We start from the raw sequence: 26,194 nt of genomic DNA, 5'->3' as shown, positions 1-26,194 counted from the left end.
ATGTTAACTATTAATTTTTCTACGATTAAAAAAAGCTCTGCTCCACTAACTCATATTGAAGAAGACGTTCAAATGCGTCCAGAATTTTTTGAGCGGGCAAAAGATTTATTGTTTGAAGCTAAAAACGTTAAAGTAACTGGTGACATGTTCTATCAAGAACCTTATGTTACTGGCAATTTTAAGGTTGTAGCTGATTTAGTTGTTCCATCAAGTAGAAGTTTGAAAGCAGTTGACTACCACGAAGAATTCACTTTTACTGAGAACTATTCTTTGCAAACTCCAACTAAACAGGAAATGTTAGATGAAGCAGATCCAATTGTTAAAGTTGATAAAGATCTAATTGATTTGCAAACTGCTATTGAGGACAACATATTATTGAATATCCCTGAAACTATCCTGACGCCAGAAGAGGAAAATGAAGATATTTTTCCAGAAGGAAATGACTGGGAAGTAGTATCTGAACAAGATTTCGAAGCAGGAAAGAAGAATCAGATTAATCCAGCTTTTGCAGAATTGAAAAAGTTGTTTTCTGAGGATGAAGAGAACTAAAAATTGTTAAGATAATTAGTAGAATGAAGATTTCTTCTTGTCATTCTAACTTATTTAACATATTATTAAAGCGAAACCTTTTTTTAATAGCTTATATACAATTAGTAAATTTATTGATGAGGAACTTGATAGACATGGCAAAAAGAATTTTAATTATTGAAGATGAAAAGAATTTACTCCGTTTTGTGGAATTGGAATTGCAACACGAAAACTACGAAACGGTTGTAGAAACTAACGGACGCAAGGGTTTGGAACTTGCATTGAATGAAGACTTCGATGCTATTTTGCTAGACCTAATGTTGCCAGACCTTAACGGTTTGGAAATTGCTCGTCGGGTTCGTCAAGTTAAGACCACTCCAATTATCATGATGACTGCTAGAGATTCTGTAATTGACCGTGTGTCAGGTCTTGATCACGGTGCAGACGATTACATTATTAAGCCATTTGCAATTGAAGAATTGCTTGCTAGATTACGTGCCGTTTTACGCCGAGTAAAGATTGAAAAGCGCGTACAAAATGTTGGTTATGCAAATAAGCAACAAATCGTTCGTTTTAAAGACTTAACTATTGAAACTGCTAATAGAATTGTTCACCGCGGCGATGGTCGAGTTGTTGACTTAACTAAGCGTGAATACAACTTATTGATGACATTAATTGATAATAAGAACAATGTTGTTAGCCGTAATCAGTTGCTAAGCAAGATCTGGGGTCCAGAATCAAATATTGAAACTAACGTTGTTGAAGTTTATGTTCGTTATTTGCGTAACAAGATTGATATTCCTGGTCGTCCATCTTACATCAAGACTGTTCGCGGAACTGGCTACATGGTAAGAGATGAAGACGATGTCCGCCGATAAAAAAATTAAAGCTATTAAAAAAGAGACTGAACACTCATCGCTAATCGTGCGTTGGGTTATTATCGTTGCATTGACGATAGTAGTCTCTTTTACTATTTTTTCGATAGTAATTTATTCAACAGTAAGCCAGCAATCTATTAGCCAACAAAAAGAAACATCACAAAAGGTAGTTACTAATTTAGATAGTCGATTGAATACAATTGATAGCGAATTGCAGATCGCTAACGTTGTACCAGCGCTATCTCCATCTACTAGGGATGTTTTAAAGAGTGGGGCTAATAGTGTCATTAGAAAACCTAAAGATGTATCATCTGCTTTTAGCGATGATTTACTGTCTTCGGTTACTAATCCAGATGTGTTAGTGGCAGTTTATAACAAACACAATGAGATAGTCTTTTCAAATGGCATGGGTACGCCTAAATTGAAGAAATTTAAGGCCGACACCAAATTCCAGAAGCAGACTGTCAAAGGTAAGCAAATTCTGGTTACCTATAGCAAAGTAATATCCTCTCGTTCAGGAAAAGTTACAGGCTATATCGTTGTTTTGAATAAAATGACTTACTATAACAAGTTGATGCATAATCTATTGATCTGGATGTTGGTCATTTCAGTAGCTGCGATTATTATCTTTACTATCATTGCCTTTTTGGTTGTTCGCGATGTGGTTGATCCAATCAACCAGATTTCTGCAGTCGCTAGAGAAGTTAACAACGATCCTAATAGTGAGGTTCGAATTCAAGACCTTCATCGCCATGATGAACTTGAAGAATTGGCGGAAAGCTTTAATAGTATGTTAGATAGAATGCAGCGTTATATCGTGCAACAAAAAGAATTTGTTAGCGATGTATCTCATGAATTGAGAACTCCTGTTGCAGTAATTGAGGGACATTTGAATATGCTCAAGCGTTGGGGAAAGGAAGATCCTGAAATTTTGGATGAATCAATCGACGCTTCAATTCAAGAAGCTGATCGAATGAAACATTTGATTCAGGAAATGCTCGACTTGACTAGAGCAGAGCAAATCAATGTTCAATATCCTAACAAAACAGCTGTTGTAAGTGATATTTTACGAAGAGTAACTGGTGATATGCAGATGGTTCATCCAGATTTCAATGTTCAGCTTGATATGGAAGATCTACCAGAAGAAACCAAGATTCAGATTTATCAGGGACATTTCGAGCAGTTATTGGTAATTTTGATCGATAACGGAATCAAATATTCGACCGATCTCAAGCAAATCAATGTTTCAGCCGGTTTGACTCAAGATAAGGTGAGAATTATTGTCCAAGACTTCGGCGAGGGAATTTCCCAAGAAGATCAGGATAAGATTTTCAATCGTTTCTACCGAGTTGATAAGGCCCGCACCAGAGAAAAGGGTGGCAATGGTTTAGGCTTATCTATTGCCCAGAAGCTAGTAACTAGCTATCATGGCGAAATTAGCGTGAAATCAGTCCTAGGACAAGGAAGTCAATTTATTATGGAATTTCCTGTTATTTCCAAAAAAGAGGCTCTACGCCTAGAAAAACTTGATCAAAAGCAAGTTCACGGTGATCGAAACGATACCCAAATGTAAGCATACAAAAAGAAGTTGATAAACGTATTTAAAACGATTTATCAACTTCTTTTGTTATTTAGAATTTTTGTCGCTTCTTTGTTGCTTACCTTGATTACGCTTGCGAAGATCTTGGTGAAGCTCACTATTTTGAGCTGTTTCAGTAGTAGCAGTCTTGCCACTGAAGAGATCATCAATATCTTTTTGGGTAACTACGACTTGAACAGGGCTATCTTCAAGCTCTTTAGCAATTCTCTTCTTTTCTCTTGGAGTAACAATGAAAGTAGTGATTGCTTGTTGAATAATCATCATGAAGTTACCAGCTGTCCAGTAAAGCGCCAATGCTCCAGAGAATGATAGAGCAAAGAACATGGTTGTAATTGGGCTGATAATCAAAACAGATTGCATAGCCTTCTTTTGCTCAGCTGGAACGCCAATAGTTGACATGTATGACTGAATAACCGCAAACAAGGTAGCCAAGATAGCTAAGAGCAATGATTTAGAAGTTAGCGAAATTCCGAAGAAACTAGCACTCTTTAAATCTGCAGAGTAGGCTACAGCTTGGTAAATACCAATCATAATTGGCATTTGAATTAATAAAGGCAAGCAGCCCATTCCACCAGTTAGTGATACCTGGTTCTTAGAATAAAGTTCCCTTTGCCAAGTAGATAGTTGCATTTGTTGCTCAGGCGTAATTGATTTGCGACGCATAGCTTCTTGAATTAAAGTGAGCTGTGGTTGCAAACGCCCCATCTTTTGTTGCTGAGTAACACCCTTTTTTTGTTGGTAAACCATCAAAGGAAGTAAAATTAAACGAACTACTAAGGTAATGATCACAATTGACCAACCAATACCATTTGCTCCACCTAGTTGATGGCCAAGTTTGATCATAATATTTTGGATAGGTAAACCGATCCATTGATAGATCCAGCCATAGACACCACTTGAAGGTGGAGTGTTGGTATTAGGATTGCCACTACCGGAACATCCAGTAACGATTAATGCCAGCAAAGCTAGCATTGCAATAAGGAAAAAGTATTTTTGTATTTTTTTCATTAAACCACCTGATTAAAAAGTATAACATCAATATAATACATGAAATCCATGCATCTTTGCTAGCTTTCCAAGACTATTTATCTCAATTTTTTCTAAATGGGCAAAGGGTGAAAGCTGACTTGGCAAAAGTTCAATGAAATGATTGATTTCATCTTTGCTTCCTTGCAAGCGAATGGTAACAGTTAAATCTGGATTATTTTGTACTGTACCGTGTAATTTGCAACTTTGTGCTAGCGTCTGAACACTCCAGCGAAATCCTACGCCTTGAACAGTTCCAGAGGCAATCAATTCCCAAGTTTCTACTTTGGGGTCATTTGAATTATTATTTGATAATTTAGAAGAAAATCTATCGAAGATACTCATTTGTTTTTTCCTGTTAAAAAATCTGATATTATATAATATTGTGTTAATGTGATTATAGCAGAATTGATAAATAAACCAAAATAAGGAACGACAAATGGAAAAAATAGACTCTACTAATAACAAGTTGATAAAAACTTTGGCCAAACTTGAAAAGAAAAAATATCGCGAAAGCTTCGGCCAATACATGATTGAAGGCTTCCACTTAATCGACGAAGCGATTAAATCTAAGCAAAAGTACCTATATATCTTGGGTACGGCTGATGAATTGGCCAAAGTGATTGAAAAATACGACTTGCCTGATGATCAGCGTTTGATTGAAATTAGCGAGAAGATTGCCCAACATTTGAGTGCAACCAAGACAACCCAGGGAATTTTTATGGTTTTGAAAATTTTTCAACCTAAGAACTTCAACTTTAATTTTGGTAAATGGGTAATCTTGGCTGACTTAGCTGATCCGGGAAATGTCGGCACCATCATTAGAACTGCTGATGCGGCTGGCTTTGATGGAGTGATTATTTCTCCACAAAGCGTAGATATTTATAATCCAAAGGTTCAACGCGCGATGCAAGGAAGTCAATTCCATATTAGTTTGATCATTAATGATGTAAAGGATGCAATTCAGCAATTCAAGAATTATTCTGTTCCAGTTTATGCCAGTATGCTAGATCCAGAAGCAAAGAAATTGAATGATTTTGATCTTGTCGCTCAATTAGCTTTGATTATTGGCAATGAAGCACATGGAGTCGCTTTAGATGTGGCAGAACTTGCTGATGAAAAATTATACATTCCAATTATCGGACAAGCAGAGTCGTTAAATGCGGCTGTAGCTGCTGGAATTATGATTTACCATTTTTCTAAATAATATCACTTGTAATTAGTAAGTAGATTTTCTATAATTACTATTAGTAAGATACTTTTTTAGATAGGATAAGGAGTATTTTTGATGGTTGAGGAAACAAAAAACAAAAAAGCTGGCGGATGTACGCCAGAAGAATATGAATTGTGTAATCACTTTATCAATGCCTTCCAAATTATTGGCAAAAAATGGAATGGCTTGATTATCAGCACTTTGTGCGATACAGAAGACATGCGTTTTAAGGATTTAGCCAGAACTATTACCGCTTGTTCAGATCGAGTTTTAGTTGAAAGATTGAAGGAACTAGAAGAAGAGAAGATCGTTAGAAGAACGGTTGATAGTGACAGTGGCATTATCTCATATGGCCTTACTCAAAAAGGAGCCGATTTAAAGCCTGTTTTTGATCAAGTTCACCATTGGGCAGATAAGTGGGTCTAACAAAAAGCACTTGCAAGAGTGCAAGAAATGAATTATCCTAGTACTTAATTACAGTGAGCAAGACTAGTAGCAAAAATTCATTTGCTTAGAGAGATCTCTCCATCGGCTGCAAGGGAGATTTTAATGGATTTTGTGAATTTCATCTTGTTAGTAGGATCTAGTAAATTCCGGTATTTCACCGTTATCGAAAACTTGAGTGTGGGTCTTACCAGGCCCAAATGAGGGTGGTACCGCGAAGCTTCGTCCCTATTGGGATGAAGCTTTTTTGTTTGTGAAAGGAAAGAGTAAATGGACTTATTTGATAAGTTGAAAGAGCTTCGCGAAGAAGGTCTAGAAGAAATTAAAAAGGCAACCGACGAAAAGCGCTTGAATGAAGTTCGCGTACAATTAGTTGGTAAAAAAGGTGAATTGACTAGCATTTTGCACTCAATGAAGGAAGTCGCACCAGAAAACCGTCGCGAAGTTGGTCAAAGAGTAAACGAACTTCGTGATTTGTTCAATGCTCAATTAGATGAAACCAAGAAGAATATCGTAAGCGCTTTGATTCAAAAGAAGCTTGAAGATGAACGAGTAGATGTTACTCTTCCCGGAAGAAAATCAAGTGTTGGCGCAAAGCACCCAATTTACGTTATTTTAGATGACTTGGAAGAATTGTTCATTGCAATGGGTTACCAAGTTGTTCAAGGACCAGAAGTTGAAACTGACCACTATGTCTTTGAAATGATGAACTTGCCAAAAGATCACCCAGCTCGCGATATGCAAGCAACTTTCTATGTTGATGGCGAAAACTTGCTTAGAAGTCAAACTTCCGGTGACCAAGCAAGAGTTTTAGAAAAGCATGATTTTTCAAAGGGTCCTTTGAAGATGGTTGGTCCTGGTAAAGTTTACCGCCGCGATGATGACGATGCTACGCACTCACACCAATTCATGCAAATGGAAGGTTTAGTTATCGACAAGCACGTTACTATGGGTGATTTAAAGGGAACGCTTGAACTTATTGCCAAGCACATGTTTGGTCAAGACCGTCAAACTCGTTTGCGTCCAAGTTACTTCCCATTTACTGAACCATCTGTTGAAATGGATGTTTCTTGCTTCAATTGTGATGGCAAGGGATGCCCAATTTGTAAGTATACTGGCTGGATTGAAATCTTAGGTGCAGGTATGGTTCACCCTAACGTTTTGGAAAATGCTGGCGTAGATTCATCAGTTTATGGTGGTTTTGCATTTGGTGTTGGTTTGGATCGTTTAGCCATTCTTAAATATGGTGTTGATGACATTCGTGATTTCTACACTAATGACGTTCGTTTCTTAAAGCAATTCCGTAAGGAGGAAAATTAATGCTAGTTTCATACAATTGGTTAAAAGACTTTTTAGATTTAGATATTGATCCTAAGGATTTAGGCGAAAAGATTACTAGAACTGGTGTTGAAATTGCTTCAGTTGAACACCCTCAAGATGGTTTAAAGAAGCTAGTAGTTGGTCATGTGCTTGATTGTGAAGACATTGAAGGAACTCACCTTCACTTGACTCATGTTAATGTTGGCGAAGAAGAAGCACTTCAAATTGTCTGTGGTGCACCAAATGTAGCTGCAGGACAATTAGTAATTGTAGCTTTGCCAGGTGCAAGAGTTGCTGGCAATCACAAGATTAAGAAGGGAAAGATTCGCGGAATTGAATCTCTTGGTATGATCTGTGGTTTACAAGAAATTGGCTTCCCTGATAGCGTAGTGCCTAAAGAATTTGCCGATGGTATCTATGTCTTCCCTGAAGATGCTGAAGTTAAGCCAGGCGATGATGTATACGAAGCTTTAGGAATGGACGACTACATTTTAGACTTCGATATCACTCCTAACCGTGCTGATACTTTATCAATGGAAGGTGCAGCTTATGAAGTTGCTGCTATTGTTGATCAAAAGCCAAAGATTGAAGAAGTAGTCTTAAAAGAAGACGGCAATGCATGGACTGATGGTTTTGAAGCTAAGATTGATGAAAAGTTAGCTCCTAAATTCTACTTAAGAAAATTAAGCAACGTTAAGGTTTCATCAAGTCCATTATGGATGCAAAGACGTTTGTGGAATGCAGGTATCAGACCAATCAACAATGTAGTTGACGTTACTAACTATGTAATGCTTTTAACTGGTCAACCAATGCATGCTTATGATGCAAGAAGTTTTGCTGATAATAAGTTGGAAGTAAGACTAGCAAACGATGGCGAAAAGCTAACCCTTTTGAATGACAAGAAAGTAGAATTAGATTCACACGACATCGTAATTACCAACGGCGAAAAGCCAGTTATGATGGCAGGAGTCATGGGTGGAAAGAACTCAGAAGTTGAAGCTGATACCACTGATGTGATTTTGGAAGCAGCTATTTTTGATGGTACTTTAGTTCGTAAGTCAGCTTTGCGTCATGCTAACAGAACAGAAGCTTCAAGCCGTTTTGAAAAGGGCGTGAACTGGGACAATGTTGAAAAAGCAATCAACATGGCAGCTTTGTTGCTAAGAAACGATGCAAGTGCAACTATTGAAGCAGGTTTATTGAAGGCTACTGACACCAAGCGTCCAGAAACTGAAATTGAAATAACTGGCAGCTACATCAATAAGGTTTTGGGTACTGAACTTAGCTCAGATGAAATCGTAAAGATTTTTGACCAATTGAACTTTAAGTGCGCATCAGCTGGCGATAAGTTAACTGTAACTGTGCCAAATAGACGTTGGGACATTTCAATTCAAGCAGACCTAGTTGAAGAAGTAGGTCGTATCTATGGTTATGACAATATCAAGTCAACTCAACCATTATTGGCTGAAACTATTGGTGGCTACACTGAATTTGAATCAAAAATTCGTCGAATCAAGAAGTTCGTTGAAGGCCAAGGAATGCTCGAAACAATTTCTTACTCATTGACTTCACCAGAAAAAGCAATTCGCTACACTATGAATCCTAAGTCTGTAGTTGAAGTTGAATGGCCACTTAACTCAAGTAGATCAGCTCTTCGTCAAAACTTGATAACTGGTTTGGTTGATGCAGCTAGCTACAACATGGCAAGAAAAGAAAAGCAATTAAACTTGTTCGAACAAAGTAGAGTATATGACCATGAAGGTGGCAGCTACAACGAACGCGAACACCTAGCTGCTTTATTTGCTGGTGAAACTTTTGATGCAAACTGGCAACATCAAGGCGAAGCAATTGACTTCTACTACGTAAAGGGCAAGCTAGAAGAATTGTTCCTTGCCTTAGGTATTGATCAAGATCAAGTTGAATACAAGGCAGAAGTAGTTTCAGGCATGCACCCAACTAGAACAGCTGCTATCTACATCAACAAGGAATACTTAGGTTTGATTGGAATGATTGACCGAGTAGTTACTCTTGCTGATAAGAGCTTGAGAGGATCTGAATTATACGTTTACGAGCTTGATTTGGACGTTTTAAGCCAATATATTACTAAGGGTATGACAGCTAAGCCAGCTCCAAAATTCCCAAGCATTGAACGTGATTTATCACTATTAGTAGACAAGAAGATTTCTAGCCGTCAAATCGAAAATGTCATCAAGGCAAACGGTGGAAAATACCTACACGATGTGAAGGTAATCGACGTTTACGAAGGTAGCCACATTGACAATGATGCTAAGTCACTTGCATACAAGTTAGTCTTCTTAAATGAAAAAGATACTTTGACAGATGAAGTCGTAACTAACAGCGTTGACAAGATTACTGATGCCCTAGTCGAAGAACTTGAAGTTAAAGTTCGGTAATTTATTGACTTTGATCGCGTAAAAACATATTATTGATCAGTGATATAAATTATTAGTAAGGGGAATAAATATGGCTGAAAAATCATTTCCAATGACTGCTGAAGGAAAAGCAAAGCTAGAAGCAGAATTAAAGAACTTGAAGTTAGTTAAGCGACCAGAAGTTATTCAACGAATCAAGGTTGCACGTTCATTTGGTGACTTATCTGAAAACTCTGAATACGATGCAGCTAAGGATGAACAAAGTCATTTAGAAGACAGAATTGCTCAAGTTGAAGAAATGCTTAAGTATGCAGATGTTGTTGACGCTGACTCTGTTGATCCAAACGAAGTTTCAGTAGGTAAGACTATTACTTATACTGAAGTTGGTGAAAGTGAATCAGAGACTTACACTATCGTAGGTAGTGACGAATCAGATCCATTGAACGGTAAAATTTCTAACGATTCACCAATCGCTAAGGCTTTATTAGGCAAGAAAAAGGGTGAAACAGTATCAATTACTACTCCTGGTGGTAAGTTTGATGTTGTTATCAACGACGTTAAGGCTTAATACGAATTAAATAAAATAAAAATGTGAGCTAAACAGCTCACATTTTTTGTTTTCTATAAATATAAAATTTAAATGTATATATTATCTATCTTCGTGATTAGTGAAGTAACGGTAGTCTTTGCTCTTGTCGAACATAACGCCACGAGCATTTTCACCGTTTGAAACTGAAAAGACAGCGTCAGGGTATTGACTCTTAACTTCATCTTCGATTAAGCCACGCATCATTTCGTTGTTGGCTAAAACAGAACCAGTCAAAGCGATCTTCATTGGCTTAGGATCTTCATAGCGGTCTAAACCGATAATAATGTCTCTAGCAAGCAAGTGTGCTTGTTCCTTGATAATTGCTAAAGCATCCTTGTCGCCAGCATCAGCAAGCTTAGCAACGTGAACAGCCATACCAGCAACTTCAGGGTTAGCCATACGGTAGAACTTAGCAGTGCAGTCGCCCATGGTTTCAACGCCCATCAATTCAGTAAACATCTTGATTAAACCATTTTCTTCACGCTTGTCCCAGCTTAATAAAGCAGATTGCATAGCGCTACGAGCAATAGCATAACCAGAACCTTCGTCACCTAAGATGTTGCCGTAACCACCAACAGCGATTAAGTGACCGTTTTGTAAACCGTTGTAAACAGAGCCAGTTCCGGCAATAACTAAAGCACCATCATCACCTTCAAGACCGTTGTAAAGGGCTAAGAGTGAGTCAGTAATTGCTCTAGTTGGCAAGTTGTTGATCTTTGATGAAATAGTTGCAGCAACTTCAGGAGCGTTACCAACAACTGATAAACCAGCAATACCTGCCAAAACGCGAACACAGTCACCGTCAATCTTGTTTAAAAGTTCGTTGACTGTTGAGGCGATGTTATTTATTCCGCCTTCATAATCTGCATTAATTTGACCAGGACCGCCTTCAGCACGGCCAAGTTCTTTACCTTCTAAGTCATAAGCGATTGCAGTTGAGTGGGTACCACCTGCATCGACACCAATTTGAAACTTAAGAGTCATTCTCTACTCTTCTTTCTATATAAAATTTGTCTGTATACGGATTCATTTTATCAAACCAAACGCGGATTAGTCTAGTCTTTATGTAATTTAATCAAAAGCAAGCTGATTAAACTTAAAAATAAGCCAATTATCAGGTTAATTGGAAGATAAACCAACAACAATTGATGTTGACCTTTATCTAATTTTCCACCTAAAAAGGCGTTGAAAATTAGTTTTGAGGAAATTAATTTGCCATTATCGAAAATAAGCCAATTTTTGCTATAAGGGACGGTGCTGGCCAAGGTTTTTTCAGTAGTCGTCTTGAAATTGGCTTTAAGAGTAAAGGCTGAAGTTTGCTTGAAGCTTGGTTGTTTTTGATTGAACTTAATTAGGCTTTTGGCTAATTTGTTGGTATCAATTTTCCATAGCTTAAGTTCGTTTAAATTCAGTTCGTTATTGAGCATTTCAAAAACAATTGAAACCTTTTCTCCCTTTTTATGGTTGATGATATTGATGAGTCTACTTTGATCATCGCGAATATCAAGATTGATACTTCGGCCGTTGATGATAAGGTTGGCATTTTTAGGAGAAATGCCCATCGGCAATTGCAAATAGTAGTCATTATAGTCTTTGATAGTTAATTCAAAAATAATTTTGGCATTATTTACCTTTGGCGATTTTTGAAATTCAAGACTAGAAGTATTAACTGCTAAGGCATTTTGCGTTTTTGGCTTAGGCAAATAAGAATAATCAATAAAGTCAGCTGATGTTCCAATCATTTTTTGCAAAAGCAATTGTTGATTGTATAAAGGATTATCTGAAATAAAGTGAACTTTTTTAAAGTCATTATTATCTAGAAAAATTAAAGGCAAGGCAAAATTGTTTTTGAGCAATAATAACTGAGGATATTCTTTTTCAACTGGATAATTGATTAAATCCACTCGGTTGTTGAGATTGTCAAAGCGCATCTGCTGATTAGCCTTAATTTGATCATGAGCATAATTAGGCTCAATGTAGTATTTTATTCCCAAAATTGCATCAGAAATTGGGCTGCCACCATTATTTGTGACAGAATTGCTATTATGTAAATACCCTAGCTGACTGAGCAGGGTTAGAGTTTTTTGGTCGCTGACAGAGTTGAAAATCGAAATTCCATAATAGTTTGCCGTAAAGGGGTCGTTGTCTGATCGATAAAAATTCTTTTCGACGCGGAAAAAACTATTTTTGGGCAATTGGCTACTAATTTGGACCATATTATTGGAAAAATTTTCATAGTCACGGTTGTTTTGGTAAGTTATATTGTTCAGCGATAAAATTAAATTGGCGCTGATTTCGATCAAAACACTAATTGCTAAAAAGCTCGTGTCAAATCTGATATTTTGATGGATAAAGCAAATATATAAAAGACTTAATGCCAAGAATAATCCAGCTAGGATTAAGGTCTGTTCATTTATAAAAGAAAAAGAATTGTGGATGCAAAGCCAATACGCCTCTAAGCCTGCAGCTAAGCCTACTAAAACAAATTTGTTTAGTAAGCTGATGGAATTTTTTAGGCAAGTTAAGGCTAAATCAATTAGCAAAAAACTCAAAATAAAGCTAAAGCGGCCCGGATACCAAATAGGAAATTGCCCCATATGCCAAACTAATACTAGGGGGGTAAAACTTAGCGATAGGATCATAATTAAGCTAAGCAATCCATCAGCTAGTCTTTTTTTCCACAGAATATTTTTATTCAAGAAATAGGCGATAGCTAATAAAAATAGCGACGAAGAAATAAAAATATTAGGCATCCCTGCTTCCATTTCGCTGTAGTTGTAAGCTCCAGGAAGTAGCTTGCTCAATTCTTGGCTTAGAGGGAATTGGAAGTTGAGGCTCCATTTCGCTCCAGTGCTAGCTTTGCCAGCTAATAGCTCCAAAAATGTCGGCCAAAGAATGAAACTTGCTAAAAATGAACCTAAAATGCTTTTCCATAAATATTTTTTGATTAGTTCAATTTTAGCTGTATTTGAGCTGAGGCATAATTCCTTAATAAAATATAAACACCCAAACAGCAAAATCATATATCCGGTATAAAAGTTGGTAAACCAAGCCAAAAAGGTTATCAGAATTAGTTTATCGGATTTTTTTGTCAGCAAGTTGTCGAGCTGTTTCAACAAAATTGGCAGTAAAATTACCGAATCTAGCCACATTAGGTTTAAATAGTTGGCTACGGCAAAGCCACATAATGAATAGCTGGCTGCAGCAGCCAAGGTAGCTATTTGCGATAAATTGAATTTATGTCTCCAATAATAAAAGCTGCTAAGACCAGCGGTGGCAATTTTCAAGCTGATTACTACTAAAACAGCGATGGGTAAATTTGGGCTAAAAATTAACAGCAAATTGAATGGACTGGTTAGATAATAAGCGACTGTTGCGATCATCGATCCGCCTAGCCCATTGCTAAAGCTGTAGATCAATTTTCCAGGATCAGAGAACAAATAGCGCTTAAAATGGGCTAAGAAGTCGATATATTGCTGACCAAGATCAACGGTTAAAAAGTCGAATCCCTTAGTCAGAAAATAGGTCAAGAATATTAAAAGGGGCAACAAAAAGCTTAGCCAGTAGCCCCAATTTTTTAGGAAATTAGTTTTTAAACGAGTTAGTGTTATAAGTTTTTTCAAAGCCATACATCCAATCATAGAAATAATTTTTGGTTTTTGTTAAAATAATTGCAGTTTCAATGAAGGGCGATTTACGTGGATTACTTTAGAAAAAATAGTGGTACAGGAGCTAAAAAGAAGAGCTCTACGCCAATCAGAATGAAAATTATTCTTGGAGTTATTTTTGTGCTTTTTGGTCTATTAATTGGCCAATTAGCTTATCTCCAATTAGGATACGGTTCAAAATTTAAAGCAGAAGTCGAAAAAACAGATTCGACTGTAGTTTCAAGTCAGGTACCTCGTGGGGTTATGTATGACTCCCGCGGACGCGTATTGGTCGGCAATAAAGCCAACAATGCCATAACTTATACCAAAGGTGCCTCAACTTCTACTAGTCAGGTTTATCAGATTTCGACTGCTTTGAGCAATTATATTAGCATTACCGACGAAAAACCAACGTCAGAAATGCTAGCTGAATATTATTTAGCTGATCAAGCTAATAGTACTAAAATTCAGGCAAAATTGCCAAAAGCTCAGCAAGCAGATTCAGAGAATTTAACGCAAAATTTGATTGCGGAAGTTAAGCGCGAAAAGTTGCATTACACAGCTAAGCAAAAAACTGCTGCAATTATTTTTAACAAGATTTCTGGAGCTTATACTTTGTCGACGATTTATGTTAAGAATAAGAATTTAACTGATCGAGAATTGGCTCTAGTTGGTGAGCACTTGTCTGAACTTCCTGGTGTAGGAATTGGAACGGACTGGGAGCGATCTTATCCAAATGGTTCGTCAATTCAAAGTATTATTGGTTCTGTTTCAACTGAAAAGTCCGGTTTGCCTAGCGACAATTTGCATTATTACTTAGCACAAGGATATTCTCGAAACGATCGAGTAGGAACTTCTTACCTTGAAAAAGAATACGAGGCTTTGTTAAAGGGTTCTAAATCCGAAAATCAAATTATCACTAAGTCAAATGGCGATATTAAGCAAACTAAGACAGTCTATAAAGGACAAGCTGGTGCAAGTTTAGTCTTGACTATTGATGCTCAATATCAAAAGAAAGTACAAGCGGCTTTGAAGAGCGTTTATCAATCAGCCTTGGCTTCAGGTGCTGCTACTTATTCAAACGGCGCATATGCTATTGCGATGAATCCGCAAACTGGTGCGCTTTTAGCAGTAGCTGGACTTAGCCATGATCCTGATACCAATAAGACGGTTGATAATGCCTTGGGCGTAATCAATCAATCCTTTGTTATGGGGTCGGTCGTTAAGGGTGCGACAGTTGCTGGTGGTTTGATCAATAAGGTAATTACGCCTTATAGCAACACCATGCCAGAAACGCCAATTTACTTGCCAGGTTCTGCAGTTAAGAAGTCTGTTTATCCAATCGGAACTTTCAGCTCTTTGGATGCAGAAACTGCTCTAGAAGTTTCAAGTAACATTTACATGATGCACTTGGCTTTGAACTGGGTTAAGGCCAAATATGTACCTAAGCAATATATTTCAATGCCAGATAATGCATTTGAAATTCTAAGAAGAAACTTCAATATGTTTGGTCTTGGTCAAAAGACTGGCGTTGACTTGCCAGGAGAAACTGCCGGTATTCAAGGTAGATCTTATGACTCCAATGGCAATCTTTTGTCAGGTTCATTGCTGGACTTGTCCTATGGTAACTATGATGCCTACACGCCAATTCAATTAGTTCAATACATTTCAACGATTGCCACTGGCGGATATCGCGTTCAACCATATATTGTGCAGTCAATTGGTCAAACTAGTAGCAATGGCAAGAAGGTTTACATCAGTTACGATAAAAAACCAAATGTTCAACAGCAGATTCCATGGACTAGAGCTGAACTTAATGTTGTTCGAACAGGGATGTACCGAGTAGTTCACGGAACTAACGGTTGGGGAACAGCTCACTTCTTAAAGGATGTTAAGCCATCAATTTCAGGTAAGACTGGTACGGCGCAAACATTCTACTACAACCCTAAGCATCCTAATAGCAAGAACACTAGAGAATTAATTAATGCCACTTTTGTTGGCTTTGCACCATCAAATAAGCCTAAGCTAGCAGTAGCTGTCGTCTTCCCTGGACTTGATCCAGACCTAGAAGGAAAGTACACTTTGCAGGTTGCAAAAGCAATGGTTCAAGATTATTTCAAATTATATAAGTAAAAGTGCTAGCCAAAACGACAAAAAAATGCTATTCTAATACAGTCAGAATTAAATTTGTAGGTGGTGAAAGAAATGGCAGACAACATCATTTTGGAATGCACCGAATGTGGCGATAGAAGTTACTTATCTAAGAAGAACAAGCGTAAGCATCCGGAACGTTTAACTTTAAAGAAGTATTGCCCAGTTGAAAGACGAGCAACTCTTCACCGTGAAACTAAGTAATCAAATTAAAATAGCAGGTTCCATGCCTGCTATTTTTTTGTTAGGTGATTTTATTGGAAAAAAGAGAACTAAGACTAAAGCAGATTGAACTTTTAAAAAATTTCGCTAATACAAAGCAAAAAGCACAAGAGGATCAGATCTTATTGAATAAACTCTTGAAGTTGCCAGAATTGCTAAATAGCCAAAAAATTGGCATTACTTGGTCACTGCCAATTGAAGTGTCAACTCAAGGAATAATTGAGAAGTTATGGTCGATGGGAAAATCGGTTTATTTGCCGACGGCAAATTCAGATAAGACAATGTGCTTCAAGCGATATACCCCAGATGCCCAATTGAAAATCTCAAAATTCGGCGTAGCTGAAGTGGCAGATCTATCTGCCTCAATTGAGAATCAATTGGATTTGATAATTGCGCCTGGCTTAGCCTTTAGTGCAAATGGAGATCGGCTTGGTTTTGGCGGAGGCTACTATGATCGCTTTTTAGAAAAATTGCCCACTTCAACGGTTGCTTTAGCCAATTCAATCATGTTTTATCCGCAAACTCAGTGGCCAGTAGTGGCAACTGATATTAAAATCGATCGAATTATCGATCCTTATTAAAGATAGAATTTAGAAAGTAAAGATAATGAATAATAGAGGTAAGTTAGATTTATCATCGTGCTATATGACAGTCTTTATCTTAGTCGTCTTGCTTGGATTTTATTTAGCAGAGACCTTTATGGGTGGGTCAGAGAATCCGGCTACTTTGATGAAACTAGGTGCGATGAATAATTATGCTGTAGCTGCTGGCCATCAATGGTGGCGGTTATTCACAGCCCAATTTTTGCATATAGGAATCATGCACTTGGTTTCCAATGCTGTAATGATTTTTTATCTAGGCAATTACTTTGAAAGCATAATCGGACATTGGCGCTTTTGGGTAATTTATCTTTTATCTGGCGTTGGAGGTAACTTGATGAGTTTTGCCTTTGGTAGTGACAATTCGCTTAGTGCAGGTGCTTCTACAGCCTTATTTGGCCTTTTGGGAGCGGTTATTGCTATTTCTAGACGCCGGGCAAGCGCCAGCCCAAATTCTTCGCTTTCTGCCATGCTAAATTATTTTGGCCGTCAAGCGGCAGCTTTAGCGATTATCAATTTGGCAATTGATATTTTTATGCCAAATGTCGATATTCAAGGTCACATCGGCGGATTGCTGATGGGTTTTATGGCAACTGCTGTTTTAGGCGATCGGTTGCCAATTAAGCAAAATACCAAGTTTAGAATAATTATGGCTGCCTTGATGATCGTCTATGTAGTGTTTACCTTTAGAAAAGGCATGTTTATTTCAATGACGGGGCTTAGCTGGTAATGAAGACGTTATATGATGTTCAACAACTTCTTAAGAAGTATGGAATTTTAGTTCATGTTGGCAAAAGAATTTGGGATATCGAATTAATGGCAATTGAACTTGAGAATATCAACAAATCTGGCCTGATCGATACGCAAGATTATTTGACCGCAAAGTTAATTTTGCGACATGAACATGAAATTGAAGAACGAAACGAAAAAGAGCAAAAAAATCATGGTCTATAGCTTGTTTTAGCGGTATCATAGTTAGTATAAGTTTTTAGAAGGGCTAAATAATTTATGAATGAATTTCTTATAATTTTAGACGCCATCCTATTGGCAATTATCATCGCGTTTGTTGCAGTTTGGGCTTGGAACAAGATTCAAGCTAAGTCTATCGGCGGAGAGCTGACTAACGATGAATTTAAAGAAGGTATGCGCAAGGCCCAAATCATTGATTTGAGAGAGAAGGAAGCCTTTAAGCGTAAGCATATTGATGGTGCCCGCAATCTCCCATATACTATGCTTAAGTACCAATACGGCGAGTTAAGAGCTGATTTGCCGGTTTATTTGTATTCCGATTCTCAAACTATCACTATGAGAGCTGCCCGCATTCTCAAGAAGAATGGCTTTACTACCATTAAGTGGCTCAAGGGCGGATTTGAACGTTGGGATGGCCGTACTAAGGCATCCAAATATTAAGAAAAGCAGACTTAGTGTCTGCTTTTTTCTCTATGGGAGGTTTTTATGCAAAAAGTTCTGGCCTTAATTGGCCCAACTGCTGTTGGCAAGACTGCCTTAGCGATTAAGCTAGCTCAGAAATTGAACGCAGAGATTATTTCGGGCGATTCAATGCAAATCTACCAAGAAGTTGCAATTGGCACGGCCAAAGCAACTGCTGAGGAGCAAAAGCAGGTCAAGCATTATTTGGTTGATACGCAGTCCGTTTTTGAAGAATATTCAGTAAAAATTTTTGTCGATCAAGCAATGGAAGCAATCGATCAAATCTCTAGCAAGGACAAATTGCCTTTTCTAGTTGGCGGGACAGGCTTTTATGTCAATGCGCTATTAAACGATATGCAGCTAGGAGAAAAGACCGAGCAAGAATCAAGCGTTGATCAAAAATGGGAAGACTTTTTAGCTGAAAATGGAGCAGAACGTTTATGGCAAGAATTAGCTAAACGCGATCAAGATGCAGCCGACAAAATTCCTAAAACAGACTCTAGACGGGCTTTGCGTGCTTTGACGGTAATTGACCGAACAGGGGAGAAATTTTCCAAGCAACAAGAGCAGATCAAGCCACGCTATGATTATTTGATAATTGGATTGAATTCCGAGCGCGAAAAAATTTATAATCGAATTAATCAACGAGTTGACCTGATGATGGAGCAGGGTTTGCTTCAAGAAGCAGAATATATTTATCAACATAAAGATCAAGCACATCAAGTCTTGCAGGCAATTGCTTATAAGGAATTTTTCCCTTATTTTGAGCAAAAAGCTAGCCTAGAAGAGTGCGTTAGAAAATTGAAGTCTGCTTCGCGTCGCTACGCTAAGCGGCAATTGACCTACTTTAGAAATAAATTGCCGGTGGTTTGGTTTGATTCGTTAGATGATCCAGATGTGGAAGCCAAAATAATTGAAAAAGTGGAGGATTGGTTAAATGTTTGATATCCCAGAAAAATTGCAAAAATTGGTTGCAGAAGTTGATGAACAAATTGCGCCAAAGCTAAAAGAAATTGATGACCAAATTTTGTACAATCAAGCAAAAGTTTTGAAGGCTTTTCAAGATCAAGAAGTTGCAGAAGCTGACTTAACTGGTGCTACTGGCTACGGCGATGATGATATGGGTCGTGATAAGCTAGATCGAATTTATGCAGAAGTCTTTCAAACTGAAGATGCAGTAGTTCGTCCGCAATTTGTTTCAGGAACTCACACCTTGTTTACTGCATTAAGCGGAAATTTAGTTGCTGGGGACACTTTGACTTATTTGACAGGGATACCATATGACACCTTACAAAAGGTAATTGGACTTACTCCTGACAAGCGCGGAACTTTAGCCCAAAGAGGCGTAAACTTCTCTTATGTTCCATTGACTGAAGATGGCTTGATTGACTATGACCAAGCAAAAACTATTTTAAATCGAGACAAGCCAAAGGTTGTTGCTATTCAACGTTCACGTGGATATTCAACAAGAAAGACTTTCACGGTTGATCAGATTAAGGAAATGATTGCCTTTGTCAAGAAAGTTAGTCCTGAGAGTTTAGTCTTTATCGACAACTGCTATGGCGAATTTTCTGAAAAGCACGAACCAACAGAATATGGTGCTGACTTTATGGCAGGATCATTGATCAAGAATGCCGGTGGTGGTATCGCTAAGACTGGTGGTTATATTGTTGGTAAAAAAGAACTTGTTGAAAACAGTAAGATTGCATTGACTGCACCAGGATGTATCGAAGAAGGTGCCACTTTAACAAATTTGCGCGACTTCTATCAGGGATTCTTCCTTTCACCAAACGTTACTGGTATGGCAGAAAAGGGAATGATCTTTGCGGCTGCCTTGTTTGAAAAGATGGGCATGGATGTAACCCCTAGCTGGAAGGATACTCGCAGTGACGTAATTGAAACTATTATTTTCAACGATCCTGACAAGATGCAACAATTTATTCGCGAAGTTCAAAAGAATTCTCCAGTTGACTCTTTCGTTAGACCAGAAGCTTACAACATGCCTGGCTATGAAGACAAGGTAATCATGGCTGGCGGTAGCTTTGTTTCTGGATCAACCATTGAATTTTCTGCTGATGGTCCAATTCGTCCACCTTACGCTGTCTACATGCAAGGCGGCTTGACTTACGCACATGATAAGATAGCTGTAATTAATGCTGTTAAGGATACTTTCTTTAAGGATTAATCTTAGCGAATATCATGCGGTCATATTTTTAAAAAAACTTATAAAGAATGCAAAAAATCATTAGACCATTTTGACATTTGGTCTTGGTTCTGCTATTGTATTATACAGTTCTGATATGAGGCGGGTAGCTGATTATTGGAATGTACCAATTTATAGTTACTTTTATATTCGGGTGGAAAAATATGAGTAAAACAGTTACTGCAGATGAAATTAGAAAAAGTGTTGAAGAAAACGATGTTCGCTTTTTAAGATTGTCATTCACTGATATCAATGGTACTTCTAAGGCAGTTGAAGTTCCTAAGAGCCAACTTGACAAGGTATTGGCAAATGATATCAAATTTGATGGTTCTTCAATTGACGGCTTTGTTCGTTTGGAAGAAAGTGACATGGTTTTGTACCCAGACTTTTCAACTTGGGCAGTTTTGCCATGGACTGATGAACGTGGTGGCAAGATCGGCCGTTTAGTTTGTTCAGTTCACAAGACTGATGGTACGCCTTTTGAAGGTGACCCAAGAAACAATTTGAAGCGAGTTTTGAAAGAAATGGAAGAAATGGGCTTCACTGATTTTGATATCGGTTTTGAAGCTGAATTCCACTTGTTCAAGCTTAGTGAATCAGGAAACTGGACTACTGAAGTTCCAGATCACGCTTCATACTTTGATATGACTAGCGATGATGAAGGCGCAAGATGCCGTCGCGATATTGTTGAAACTTTGGAAAGCATTGGTTTTGAAGTTGAAGCTGCTCACCACGAAGTTGGTGATGGCCAACAAGAAATCGACTTTAGATTTGATGACGCTTTAACTACTGCTGACCGTGTTCAAACATTTAAGATGGTTGTTCGCGAAATCGCTAGAAAACACGGCTTGTTTGCAACCTTTATGGCAAAGCCTGTTGAAGGCCAAGCTGGTAACGGTATGCACACTAACATGTCCCTATTCAAAGGCAAGAAGAATGCCTTCTATTCACCAGACAATGAATACCACTTGTCAGATACTGCATTATACTTCTTAAACGGTATCTTGGAACATGCACGTGCCATTACAGCAATCGGCAACCCAACTGTAAATTCCTACAAGAGATTAATTCCTGGTTTTGAAGCACCTGTTTATATTTCATGGGCTTCAAAGAACCGTTCACCACTTGTTAGAATTCCATTTGCAGAAGAAGTTAATACCCGTTTGGAAATGCGTTCAGCTGATCCAACAGCTAACCCATATCTTTTGCTTGCTGCATGCTTAACAGCAGGTTTACAAGGTATTAAGGAACAAAAGAAGCCTATGGATCCAATCGATTCAAACGTCTTTGAAATGTCTGAAGCTGAAAGACGAGAACGTGGTATTAAGCCACTTCCGTCAACTCTTCACAATGCTATCAAGGCCTTCAAGGAAGATAAGTTGATCCAATCAGCTATTGGCGAACACTTGACTCAAAGCTTTATTGATTCTAAGGAACTCGAATGGTCACAATACACTCAATCAGTTTCAGATTGGGAAAGAGACCGTTACATGGGTTACTAATATTTTAAAAAGATAATTATAAATGCCAACTTGCTTTAAAAATCAAGTTGGTATTTTTTTGCAAAAATAGGGCAATAGACATGAATTTACGGTACAATGATAGAAAAAAGAAGTAGGTGTAAAAATGTCAGAAGATATTAATGTAACTTTTGAGGCCATTAATCCAAGTGGAATCAAACTTTTGAACCGTTTATACGAAAGACACTTGGTCTTGAATGATATTGGTGTCAGATTGGACCGCCAATTGTCTTCAGGCGAAGAATTAACCGTTCCAACCCAAGAAGATGTTGATAATATGCGTGATACCTTTGCCAAATCAGTTCAAGTTTTCAATGAAATTGTTGAAGAATATTCTAACGTCAAGAATTTTGCTGCTAACTTTGGTGGAGATACTAAGGATTTTGCCGAAAAGCTTCTATCTGAAATGAAGACTTACAATGACGGCATTGCTGCTATCGGCTCTACTGAAGGTGGACTTGCTAATTATGACAATGACAAGTTGAATAATTGGATTAACGTCATAATGGGTAAAATCGTAGAAACTAATGAAAGTTTCAATACATTGATTGCTAATAATAAGTAGTTCAAAAAGTTTGGAATGATTTTATTCCAAACTTTTTGTTTTTTGTTCACAGAACTTTCAAATTATCATGCAACAATAGATAAAATTAGAAAAGGTGATAAGTATGAATATTTATGGACCATATCAAGTAACCTTAGATAAAATTTTGGAAGAGTTGCTTGATCGCTTCAAAAATTTAAATTCTAGCTATCAACAAGAACATCATCAGAGTTTGTTTGAACATTTGATTGGCCGAGTTAAGAGCAATGAGAGCATGATCGAAAAATGTCAGAGAAAAAATTTGCCGGTTAATACTCATTCAGCTTTGAAGGTTAATAAGGATAGCGTTGGTTTGAGAATAGTTTGCAATTTTATTGATGATATATATCTATGCATTGATATGATTGAACAAATGCCAGATATAACGATTGTCAAAAAGAAAGATTATATTACTAATGCCAAACCCAACGGCTATCGCTCTTATCACCTAATTATTGAAATGGAATTGCCAGAAGCAGACTGCGAAGGAAATTTGCCTGGAAAGTATTATGTGGAAATTCAATTAAGAACGATTGCGATGGATACTTGGGCCAGTTTAGAGCATGAAATGAAGTATAAACACAACATCAAGAATCCAGAATTAATTGGTAAAGAACTAAAACGGGTTGCTGATGAGCTAGCTTCTTGTGATGTAAGCATGCAAACGATCCGGCAATTAATTAGAGAGGAAAATTAATTACAATGAAGATTTTACTTGCAGAAGATGAACCACAATTAAACCGCGTTATTACGGTAGCTTTAACTAGCAGCGGTTATGACGTAACTTCAGTTTTCAATGGTCAAGAAGCTGTTGACGCGGTCAAAGAAAATGCTTTTGATGTCTTGATTCTAGACATCATGATGCCGGTGATGGATGGAGTAACAGCTTTAAAGACGATTAGAGAAATGGGCGATAAAAGTTACGTTATTATGTTAACGGCCAAGGCAGAAATCGATGACCGAGTAAATGGACTAGAATCTGGTGCCGATGACTACTTGACTAAACCATTTTCTTTGAAAGAATTGATTGCTCGCTTGCGCTCTAGAGAAAGAAGAAGCGACAACTACTCTAATCCGCATATGACTTTTGGTGATCTGGAATTAAAGGCTGATCAACAAGAATTATTAGCCCATAATTCTATTAGATTGACTAATAAGGAAACAGATTTGCTGTCTTACTTGATCATGAATCAAGGCAAGAGCCTGTCGACTGAAGAAATTTTGCGTCATGTTTGGAAGAATGATAGCGAAGCTGATGAGCAAATTGTTTGGGTTTATATTTCATATTTACGTCAAAAATTGAAGTCTATTCAAAGCAAAGTCGAAATTTTAGGAGAAAAGGATGGTAGCTTTGAATTAATTGCTTAGTGAGGTTCAAAGATGATTCAAAAATTTCGTTGGCGATTCATAATTATCTCGATTTTATCTCTGGCCTTAGTTTTATTTGTTTCAATTGGTAGCTTGGTATATACCAATTTTTCTCAAGCAAAAAACGAAAGCAATCGAGTTTTATCAGTTCTAGTTAATAATAATGGTCAATTGACCCCTGAGCGGACGAGAGGAGCTTTTGACCGGCAGAAAACGCTGATCACACAGGATTTTTTGCTAGGACGGTTTAATCCAGAATCTGTTTACCAATATCGTTATATTTCAGTTTTGGTTGATCCTAATCAAAAGATTACTGTTTTGAACAATCAAAAGATCTTTAATGTATCACAAACTCAGATTAAACAGATTTCTCAAAAGGTAGCAAACGGCAAGAAAAAACGCGGGGTAATTACAATTGAAGATAATTTGTACGAGTATCAGATCAAAAATACCCCGGCAGGAGAAAAAATCTTAGCTTTTTTAAATACCTCATTGATCTATGAAAAGTCCTGGATGCTGTTGAGGCTGGCAACCTTATTGGGCTGTGCCGCGTTGATTTTCTTTGCAATTATTTTGATTATCGTGTCTAAATACGCAATTAAGCCGATTGCTAATGTCTACAACAAGCAAAAGCAATTTATTACTAATGCAGGCCACGAATTGAAGACTCCACTTGCAATTATTTCGGCAAATACTGAAATGCAAGAAATGATGGGTAATGAGTCAGAATGGACAAAGTCTACTAAGGAGCAGACTCAGCGACTAACTGAACTGATCAATAATTTGATTGCTTTAGCGAGAATGAATGAAACAGAAACGCTGACTTTGGGCAAGGTAGATTTTTCAGAAATTCTTGAAAAGACTACCCAAAGTTTTGCTTCAGTCATTAAGAATAAGCAATTGCAATATCAAGTAAATATTCAAAAGGAAATTCAGGTGATGGCAGAGGAAAAAAGCCTAACTGAGTTGACCAATATCTTGCTTGATAATGCTCAGAAGTATTGTGATCCAAATGGAAAAATCAGTGTAAAATTGAGTACGAGCAATTGGAATAAGATGGCAACTTTGACAGTTGCTAATAGTTATGCAGAAGGCAAAGATGTTGATTACCGAAACTTCTTTGAACGTTTCTATCGCGAAGATGAATCGCATAATAACAACAAAAAGACTGGTGGCTTTGGAATTGGTTTGTCGATGGCGAAAGAGTTGGTTAATGTCTTCAAAGGCAAGATTTCAGTCAACTACAAGGATGGACAAATTATGTTTGTTGTATCCTTGCATTTAGCTAAATAGGGGGCTTTAAAATGAGTAAGTATTTAGTCAAAACAGAAGTTGGCAAGCAGGAGTGGCAGCAGTTTAACCAAGCTGGCGAACATGTATTTGTTAGCGATGATGCTAAGCATCAAACAGGCCCAAGCCCAGTTGAACTGTTGTGCGGTGCAGTTAATTCTTGTATTTGTATGTCGGCAGCAATGATTATTAAGGCGCATAAGATGAATGTGACTAATTTTGCTGTAGAAAATAATGCGGAAACCAGCAATCTTGGCCATGGCAAATCGATCGTTAGCAAGATGCATTTGAATGTAAGCTTTGATTCGGATTTGGATGATGAAGAAAGACAAAGCTTTTTGAAGCATGTTTTGCACGTTTCGACGGTGTATCAGACTGTAGCACAAGGGATGCAGATTGAGGTTGAATTAGGGTAGAAAAAATACCCCAGCTAGTCTTTGAATGATTAGCTGGGGTATTTTGGTTTTGGTGATTGTTTGGTGATTGAAGCAATAAAAAAGGCTACGACAATAAGTCATAGCCCTTAATATATCATGATCCGGGTGAGATTCGAACTCACGACCCACAGTTTAGAAGACTGTTGCTCTATCCAGCTGAGCTACCAGACCATATATGTTTGTCCTCAACAGAACATAAATTATTATACGCAAAAGTTTTTAAAATAGCAAGGTTAATTTTCAAGAAAATATTTTTTGTCCGATTCTCGGTTAAAGTCAATAATCTTTCAGCTGAGTTTGTTTGATTATTTCCTTAGAACTATCATCACACTCTAAAAATTGTTAAAATAGACTTAATATCTCGTTTTGAAAGGGGCTTTTTATGATTAAATTTTACGGATACGCACGTTGTTCTACCTCTAAAAAGGCAGAAAAATGGCTAAAAGATCATGATGTGGATTATGATTTTCAAGATTTAGTTGAACAACCTCCTGCAAAGGAAGACTTGGTAAACTGGATGACTCAGCATACTGATCGCGGGTTGAGATACTTCTTTAATACTAGCGGTCAACATTATCGTGAACAGAAATTAAAGGACAAGCTGCCAGCTATGACAATTGATGAAGCTGCCGAGTTGATGTCACATGATGGAAAATTGATCAAGCGTCCCTTGGTAGTAGACGGGGACAAATTGACCTGTGGATTTAAAGAGGATATTTATACCCAGACTTGGTTGTAAGAAAGGAAGCACT

The 26,194-nt window shown here is 37.6% G+C and carries 27 protein-coding genes, 1 tRNA gene and 1 other annotated feature; of the genes, 23 read left to right on the top strand and 5 right to left on the bottom strand.

All coding sequences use genetic code 11. The annotated features are described in order from the left end of the window. The 3 genes from BN53_RS07465 to BN53_RS07455 all read left to right on the top strand — a co-directional run bounded on the left by BN53_RS07465 (position 1) and on the right by BN53_RS07455 (position 2,979). Positions 1 to 549 (top strand): DUF177 domain-containing protein, encoded by a 549-nt coding sequence (locus BN53_RS07465; RefSeq protein ID WP_009560352.1) that lies wholly within the window; start codon positions 1 to 3, stop codon positions 547 to 549. Positions 550 to 683: 134 nt separating this feature from the next. Next, positions 684 to 1,406: a response regulator transcription factor gene (locus tag BN53_RS07460; RefSeq protein ID WP_009560351.1), complete on the top strand. Its 723-nt coding sequence runs from the start codon at positions 684 to 686 to the stop codon at positions 1,404 to 1,406. Next, on the top strand, positions 1,384 to 2,979 hold the full coding sequence (locus BN53_RS07455; RefSeq protein ID WP_133286440.1) for a HAMP domain-containing sensor histidine kinase: 1,596 nt from the start codon (positions 1,384 to 1,386) through the stop codon (positions 2,977 to 2,979). The genes BN53_RS07460 and BN53_RS07455 overlap by 23 nt, the downstream gene beginning before the upstream one ends. Before the next feature lie 54 nt (positions 2,980 to 3,033). On the opposite strand, the gene yidC is transcribed toward BN53_RS07455, so the two are convergent. After that, positions 3,034 to 4,014: a membrane protein insertase YidC gene (yidC, locus tag BN53_RS07450; protein WP_009560349.1), complete on the bottom strand. Its 981-nt coding sequence runs from the start codon at positions 4,012 to 4,014 to the stop codon at positions 3,034 to 3,036. Positions 4,015 to 4,041: 27 nt separating this feature from the next. Continuing rightward, complete coding sequence (locus tag BN53_RS07445) at positions 4,042 to 4,377, bottom strand: acylphosphatase (protein WP_009560348.1); 336 nt, start codon at positions 4,375 to 4,377, stop codon at positions 4,042 to 4,044. Between the two features lie 94 nt (positions 4,378 to 4,471). On the opposite strand from BN53_RS07445, the gene BN53_RS07440 reads away from it, so the two are divergent. The 5 genes from BN53_RS07440 (at position 4,472) to greA (ending at position 9,970) form a co-directional block, all read left to right on the top strand. Further along, entirely contained in the window at positions 4,472 to 5,239 is a 768-nt protein-coding gene (locus BN53_RS07440) for a TrmH family RNA methyltransferase (RefSeq protein ID WP_009560346.1), read from the top strand. A gap of 81 nt (positions 5,240 to 5,320) precedes the next feature. Next, the gene (locus BN53_RS07435) at positions 5,321 to 5,671 is read left to right on the top strand and encodes a winged helix-turn-helix transcriptional regulator (protein WP_009560344.1); all 351 of its coding nucleotides are present in this window, start codon (positions 5,321 to 5,323) and stop codon (positions 5,669 to 5,671) included. A 44-nt stretch (positions 5,672 to 5,715) separates the two neighbouring features. Next, positions 5,716 to 5,922: a binding site (T-box leader), on the top strand. A 37-nt stretch (positions 5,923 to 5,959) separates the two neighbouring features. After that, positions 5,960 to 7,009, top strand: coding sequence for a phenylalanine--tRNA ligase subunit alpha (locus tag BN53_RS07430; protein WP_009560342.1), 1,050 nt, complete (start codon positions 5,960 to 5,962; stop codon positions 7,007 to 7,009). Further along, entirely contained in the window at positions 7,009 to 9,423 is a 2,415-nt protein-coding gene (pheT, locus tag BN53_RS07425) for a phenylalanine--tRNA ligase subunit beta (protein ID WP_009560341.1), read from the top strand. Before BN53_RS07430 ends, pheT begins: the two co-directional genes overlap by 1 nt. Before the next feature lie 70 nt (positions 9,424 to 9,493). Continuing rightward, complete coding sequence (gene greA, locus BN53_RS07420) at positions 9,494 to 9,970, top strand: transcription elongation factor GreA (RefSeq protein WP_009560340.1); 477 nt, start codon at positions 9,494 to 9,496, stop codon at positions 9,968 to 9,970. An 81-nt stretch (positions 9,971 to 10,051) separates the two neighbouring features. Here the strand turns inward: greA and BN53_RS07415 are convergent, their stop codons facing one another. Both BN53_RS07415 and BN53_RS07410 read right to left on the bottom strand, forming a co-directional pair. After that, positions 10,052 to 10,975: an N-acetylglucosamine kinase gene (locus tag BN53_RS07415; protein ID WP_009560339.1), complete on the bottom strand. Its 924-nt coding sequence runs from the start codon at positions 10,973 to 10,975 to the stop codon at positions 10,052 to 10,054. A gap of 71 nt (positions 10,976 to 11,046) precedes the next feature. After that, positions 11,047 to 13,620 carry a YfhO family protein gene (locus BN53_RS07410; protein WP_040537382.1) on the bottom strand — a complete coding sequence of 858 codons (2,574 nt, stop codon included), beginning with the start codon at positions 13,618 to 13,620 and terminating at the stop codon, positions 11,047 to 11,049. 69 nt (positions 13,621 to 13,689) lie between these two features. Between BN53_RS07410 and BN53_RS07405 the strand changes: the two genes are divergently transcribed. From BN53_RS07405 to BN53_RS07340, 14 genes are all read left to right on the top strand, one after another. Next, positions 13,690 to 15,771 (top strand): peptidoglycan D,D-transpeptidase FtsI family protein, encoded by a 2,082-nt coding sequence (locus BN53_RS07405; RefSeq protein WP_009560337.1) that lies wholly within the window; start codon positions 13,690 to 13,692, stop codon positions 15,769 to 15,771. Positions 15,772 to 15,843: 72 nt separating this feature from the next. Continuing rightward, entirely contained in the window at positions 15,844 to 15,993 is a 150-nt protein-coding gene (gene rpmG, locus BN53_RS07400) for a 50S ribosomal protein L33 (protein ID WP_009560336.1), read from the top strand. 53 nt (positions 15,994 to 16,046) lie between these two features. Then, on the top strand, positions 16,047 to 16,592 hold the full coding sequence (locus tag BN53_RS07395) for a 5-formyltetrahydrofolate cyclo-ligase (RefSeq protein WP_009560335.1): 546 nt from the start codon (positions 16,047 to 16,049) through the stop codon (positions 16,590 to 16,592). Between the two features lie 25 nt (positions 16,593 to 16,617). Then, positions 16,618 to 17,340 carry a rhomboid family intramembrane serine protease gene (locus BN53_RS07390; RefSeq protein WP_009560334.1) on the top strand — a complete coding sequence of 241 codons (723 nt, stop codon included), beginning with the start codon at positions 16,618 to 16,620 and terminating at the stop codon, positions 17,338 to 17,340. Beyond that, positions 17,340 to 17,564, top strand: a complete 225-nt coding sequence (locus BN53_RS07385) for a YqgQ family protein (protein ID WP_009560333.1) — start codon at positions 17,340 to 17,342, stop codon at positions 17,562 to 17,564. The genes BN53_RS07390 and BN53_RS07385 overlap by 1 nt, the downstream gene beginning before the upstream one ends. A gap of 54 nt (positions 17,565 to 17,618) precedes the next feature. Next, entirely contained in the window at positions 17,619 to 18,020 is a 402-nt protein-coding gene (locus BN53_RS07380; protein WP_009560331.1) for a rhodanese-like domain-containing protein, read from the top strand. A gap of 45 nt (positions 18,021 to 18,065) precedes the next feature. After that, on the top strand, positions 18,066 to 18,986 hold the full coding sequence (gene miaA, locus BN53_RS07375) for a tRNA (adenosine(37)-N6)-dimethylallyltransferase MiaA (RefSeq protein WP_009560329.1): 921 nt from the start codon (positions 18,066 to 18,068) through the stop codon (positions 18,984 to 18,986). Further along, positions 18,979 to 20,226: a methionine gamma-lyase family protein gene (locus BN53_RS07370; RefSeq protein ID WP_009560328.1), complete on the top strand. Its 1,248-nt coding sequence runs from the start codon at positions 18,979 to 18,981 to the stop codon at positions 20,224 to 20,226. Before miaA ends, BN53_RS07370 begins: the two co-directional genes overlap by 8 nt. Before the next feature lie 182 nt (positions 20,227 to 20,408). Continuing rightward, positions 20,409 to 21,746 (top strand): type I glutamate--ammonia ligase, encoded by a 1,338-nt coding sequence (gene glnA, locus BN53_RS07365; RefSeq protein ID WP_009560327.1) that lies wholly within the window; start codon positions 20,409 to 20,411, stop codon positions 21,744 to 21,746. Between the two features lie 124 nt (positions 21,747 to 21,870). After that, positions 21,871 to 22,329 carry a hypothetical protein gene (locus tag BN53_RS07360; RefSeq protein WP_009560325.1) on the top strand — a complete coding sequence of 153 codons (459 nt, stop codon included), beginning with the start codon at positions 21,871 to 21,873 and terminating at the stop codon, positions 22,327 to 22,329. 103 nt (positions 22,330 to 22,432) lie between these two features. Continuing rightward, the gene (locus BN53_RS07355) at positions 22,433 to 23,044 is read left to right on the top strand and encodes a GTP pyrophosphokinase (RefSeq protein WP_009560324.1); all 612 of its coding nucleotides are present in this window, start codon (positions 22,433 to 22,435) and stop codon (positions 23,042 to 23,044) included. Positions 23,045 to 23,049: 5 nt separating this feature from the next. After that, positions 23,050 to 23,715 carry a response regulator transcription factor gene (locus tag BN53_RS07350; protein ID WP_009560323.1) on the top strand — a complete coding sequence of 222 codons (666 nt, stop codon included), beginning with the start codon at positions 23,050 to 23,052 and terminating at the stop codon, positions 23,713 to 23,715. 12 nt (positions 23,716 to 23,727) lie between these two features. Continuing rightward, entirely contained in the window at positions 23,728 to 25,008 is a 1,281-nt protein-coding gene (locus BN53_RS07345; protein WP_009560322.1) for a sensor histidine kinase, read from the top strand. An 11-nt stretch (positions 25,009 to 25,019) separates the two neighbouring features. After that, entirely contained in the window at positions 25,020 to 25,421 is a 402-nt protein-coding gene (locus tag BN53_RS07340; RefSeq protein WP_009560321.1) for an OsmC family protein, read from the top strand. Between the two features lie 118 nt (positions 25,422 to 25,539). Here BN53_RS07340 and BN53_RS07335 read toward each other — a convergent pair. Next, positions 25,540 to 25,613: transfer RNA gene (locus BN53_RS07335), tRNA-Arg, on the bottom strand. Positions 25,614 to 25,824: 211 nt separating this feature from the next. Between BN53_RS07335 and BN53_RS07330 the strand changes: the two genes are divergently transcribed. Then, on the top strand, positions 25,825 to 26,181 hold the full coding sequence (locus BN53_RS07330) for an arsenate reductase family protein (protein WP_009560320.1): 357 nt from the start codon (positions 25,825 to 25,827) through the stop codon (positions 26,179 to 26,181). The last annotated feature ends 13 nt before the right edge of the window (positions 26,182 to 26,194 follow it).

The organism is Lactobacillus pasteurii DSM 23907 = CRBIP 24.76 (assembly GCF_000297025.1).
Lineage (GTDB): Bacteria > Bacillota > Bacilli > Lactobacillales > Lactobacillaceae > Lactobacillus > Lactobacillus pasteurii.
Note: the sequence above shows the minus strand (reverse complement) of the source record. Positions and strands in the feature narration are given on the sequence as shown.

Coding starts and splice junctions, on each gene's coding strand:
- BN53_RS07465 (WP_009560352.1), top strand. CDS start 1: ATGTTAACTATTAATTTTTCTACGATTAAAAAAAGCTCTGCTCCACTA.
- BN53_RS07460 (WP_009560351.1), top strand. CDS start 684: ATGGCAAAAAGAATTTTAATTATTGAAGATGAAAAGAATTTACTCCGT.
- BN53_RS07455 (WP_133286440.1), top strand. CDS start 1,384: ATGAAGACGATGTCCGCCGATAAAAAAATTAAAGCTATTAAAAAAGAG.
- yidC (WP_009560349.1), bottom strand. CDS start 4,014: ATGAAAAAAATACAAAAATACTTTTTCCTTATTGCAATGCTAGCTTTG.
- BN53_RS07445 (WP_009560348.1), bottom strand. CDS start 4,377: ATGAGTATCTTCGATAGATTTTCTTCTAAATTATCAAATAATAATTCA.
- BN53_RS07440 (WP_009560346.1), top strand. CDS start 4,472: ATGGAAAAAATAGACTCTACTAATAACAAGTTGATAAAAACTTTGGCC.
- BN53_RS07435 (WP_009560344.1), top strand. CDS start 5,321: ATGGTTGAGGAAACAAAAAACAAAAAAGCTGGCGGATGTACGCCAGAA.
- BN53_RS07430 (WP_009560342.1), top strand. CDS start 5,960: ATGGACTTATTTGATAAGTTGAAAGAGCTTCGCGAAGAAGGTCTAGAA.
- pheT (WP_009560341.1), top strand. CDS start 7,009: ATGCTAGTTTCATACAATTGGTTAAAAGACTTTTTAGATTTAGATATT.
- greA (WP_009560340.1), top strand. CDS start 9,494: ATGGCTGAAAAATCATTTCCAATGACTGCTGAAGGAAAAGCAAAGCTA.
- BN53_RS07415 (WP_009560339.1), bottom strand. CDS start 10,975: ATGACTCTTAAGTTTCAAATTGGTGTCGATGCAGGTGGTACCCACTCA.
- BN53_RS07410 (WP_040537382.1), bottom strand. CDS start 13,620: ATGGCTTTGAAAAAACTTATAACACTAACTCGTTTAAAAACTAATTTC.
- rpmG (WP_009560336.1), top strand. CDS start 15,844: ATGGCAGACAACATCATTTTGGAATGCACCGAATGTGGCGATAGAAGT.
- BN53_RS07390 (WP_009560334.1), top strand. CDS start 16,618: ATGAATAATAGAGGTAAGTTAGATTTATCATCGTGCTATATGACAGTC.
- BN53_RS07385 (WP_009560333.1), top strand. CDS start 17,340: ATGAAGACGTTATATGATGTTCAACAACTTCTTAAGAAGTATGGAATT.
- BN53_RS07380 (WP_009560331.1), top strand. CDS start 17,619: ATGAATGAATTTCTTATAATTTTAGACGCCATCCTATTGGCAATTATC.
- miaA (WP_009560329.1), top strand. CDS start 18,066: ATGCAAAAAGTTCTGGCCTTAATTGGCCCAACTGCTGTTGGCAAGACT.
- BN53_RS07370 (WP_009560328.1), top strand. CDS start 18,979: ATGTTTGATATCCCAGAAAAATTGCAAAAATTGGTTGCAGAAGTTGAT.
- glnA (WP_009560327.1), top strand. CDS start 20,409: ATGAGTAAAACAGTTACTGCAGATGAAATTAGAAAAAGTGTTGAAGAA.
- BN53_RS07360 (WP_009560325.1), top strand. CDS start 21,871: ATGTCAGAAGATATTAATGTAACTTTTGAGGCCATTAATCCAAGTGGA.
- BN53_RS07355 (WP_009560324.1), top strand. CDS start 22,433: ATGAATATTTATGGACCATATCAAGTAACCTTAGATAAAATTTTGGAA.
- BN53_RS07350 (WP_009560323.1), top strand. CDS start 23,050: ATGAAGATTTTACTTGCAGAAGATGAACCACAATTAAACCGCGTTATT.
- BN53_RS07345 (WP_009560322.1), top strand. CDS start 23,728: ATGATTCAAAAATTTCGTTGGCGATTCATAATTATCTCGATTTTATCT.
- BN53_RS07340 (WP_009560321.1), top strand. CDS start 25,020: ATGAGTAAGTATTTAGTCAAAACAGAAGTTGGCAAGCAGGAGTGGCAG.
- BN53_RS07330 (WP_009560320.1), top strand. CDS start 25,825: ATGATTAAATTTTACGGATACGCACGTTGTTCTACCTCTAAAAAGGCA.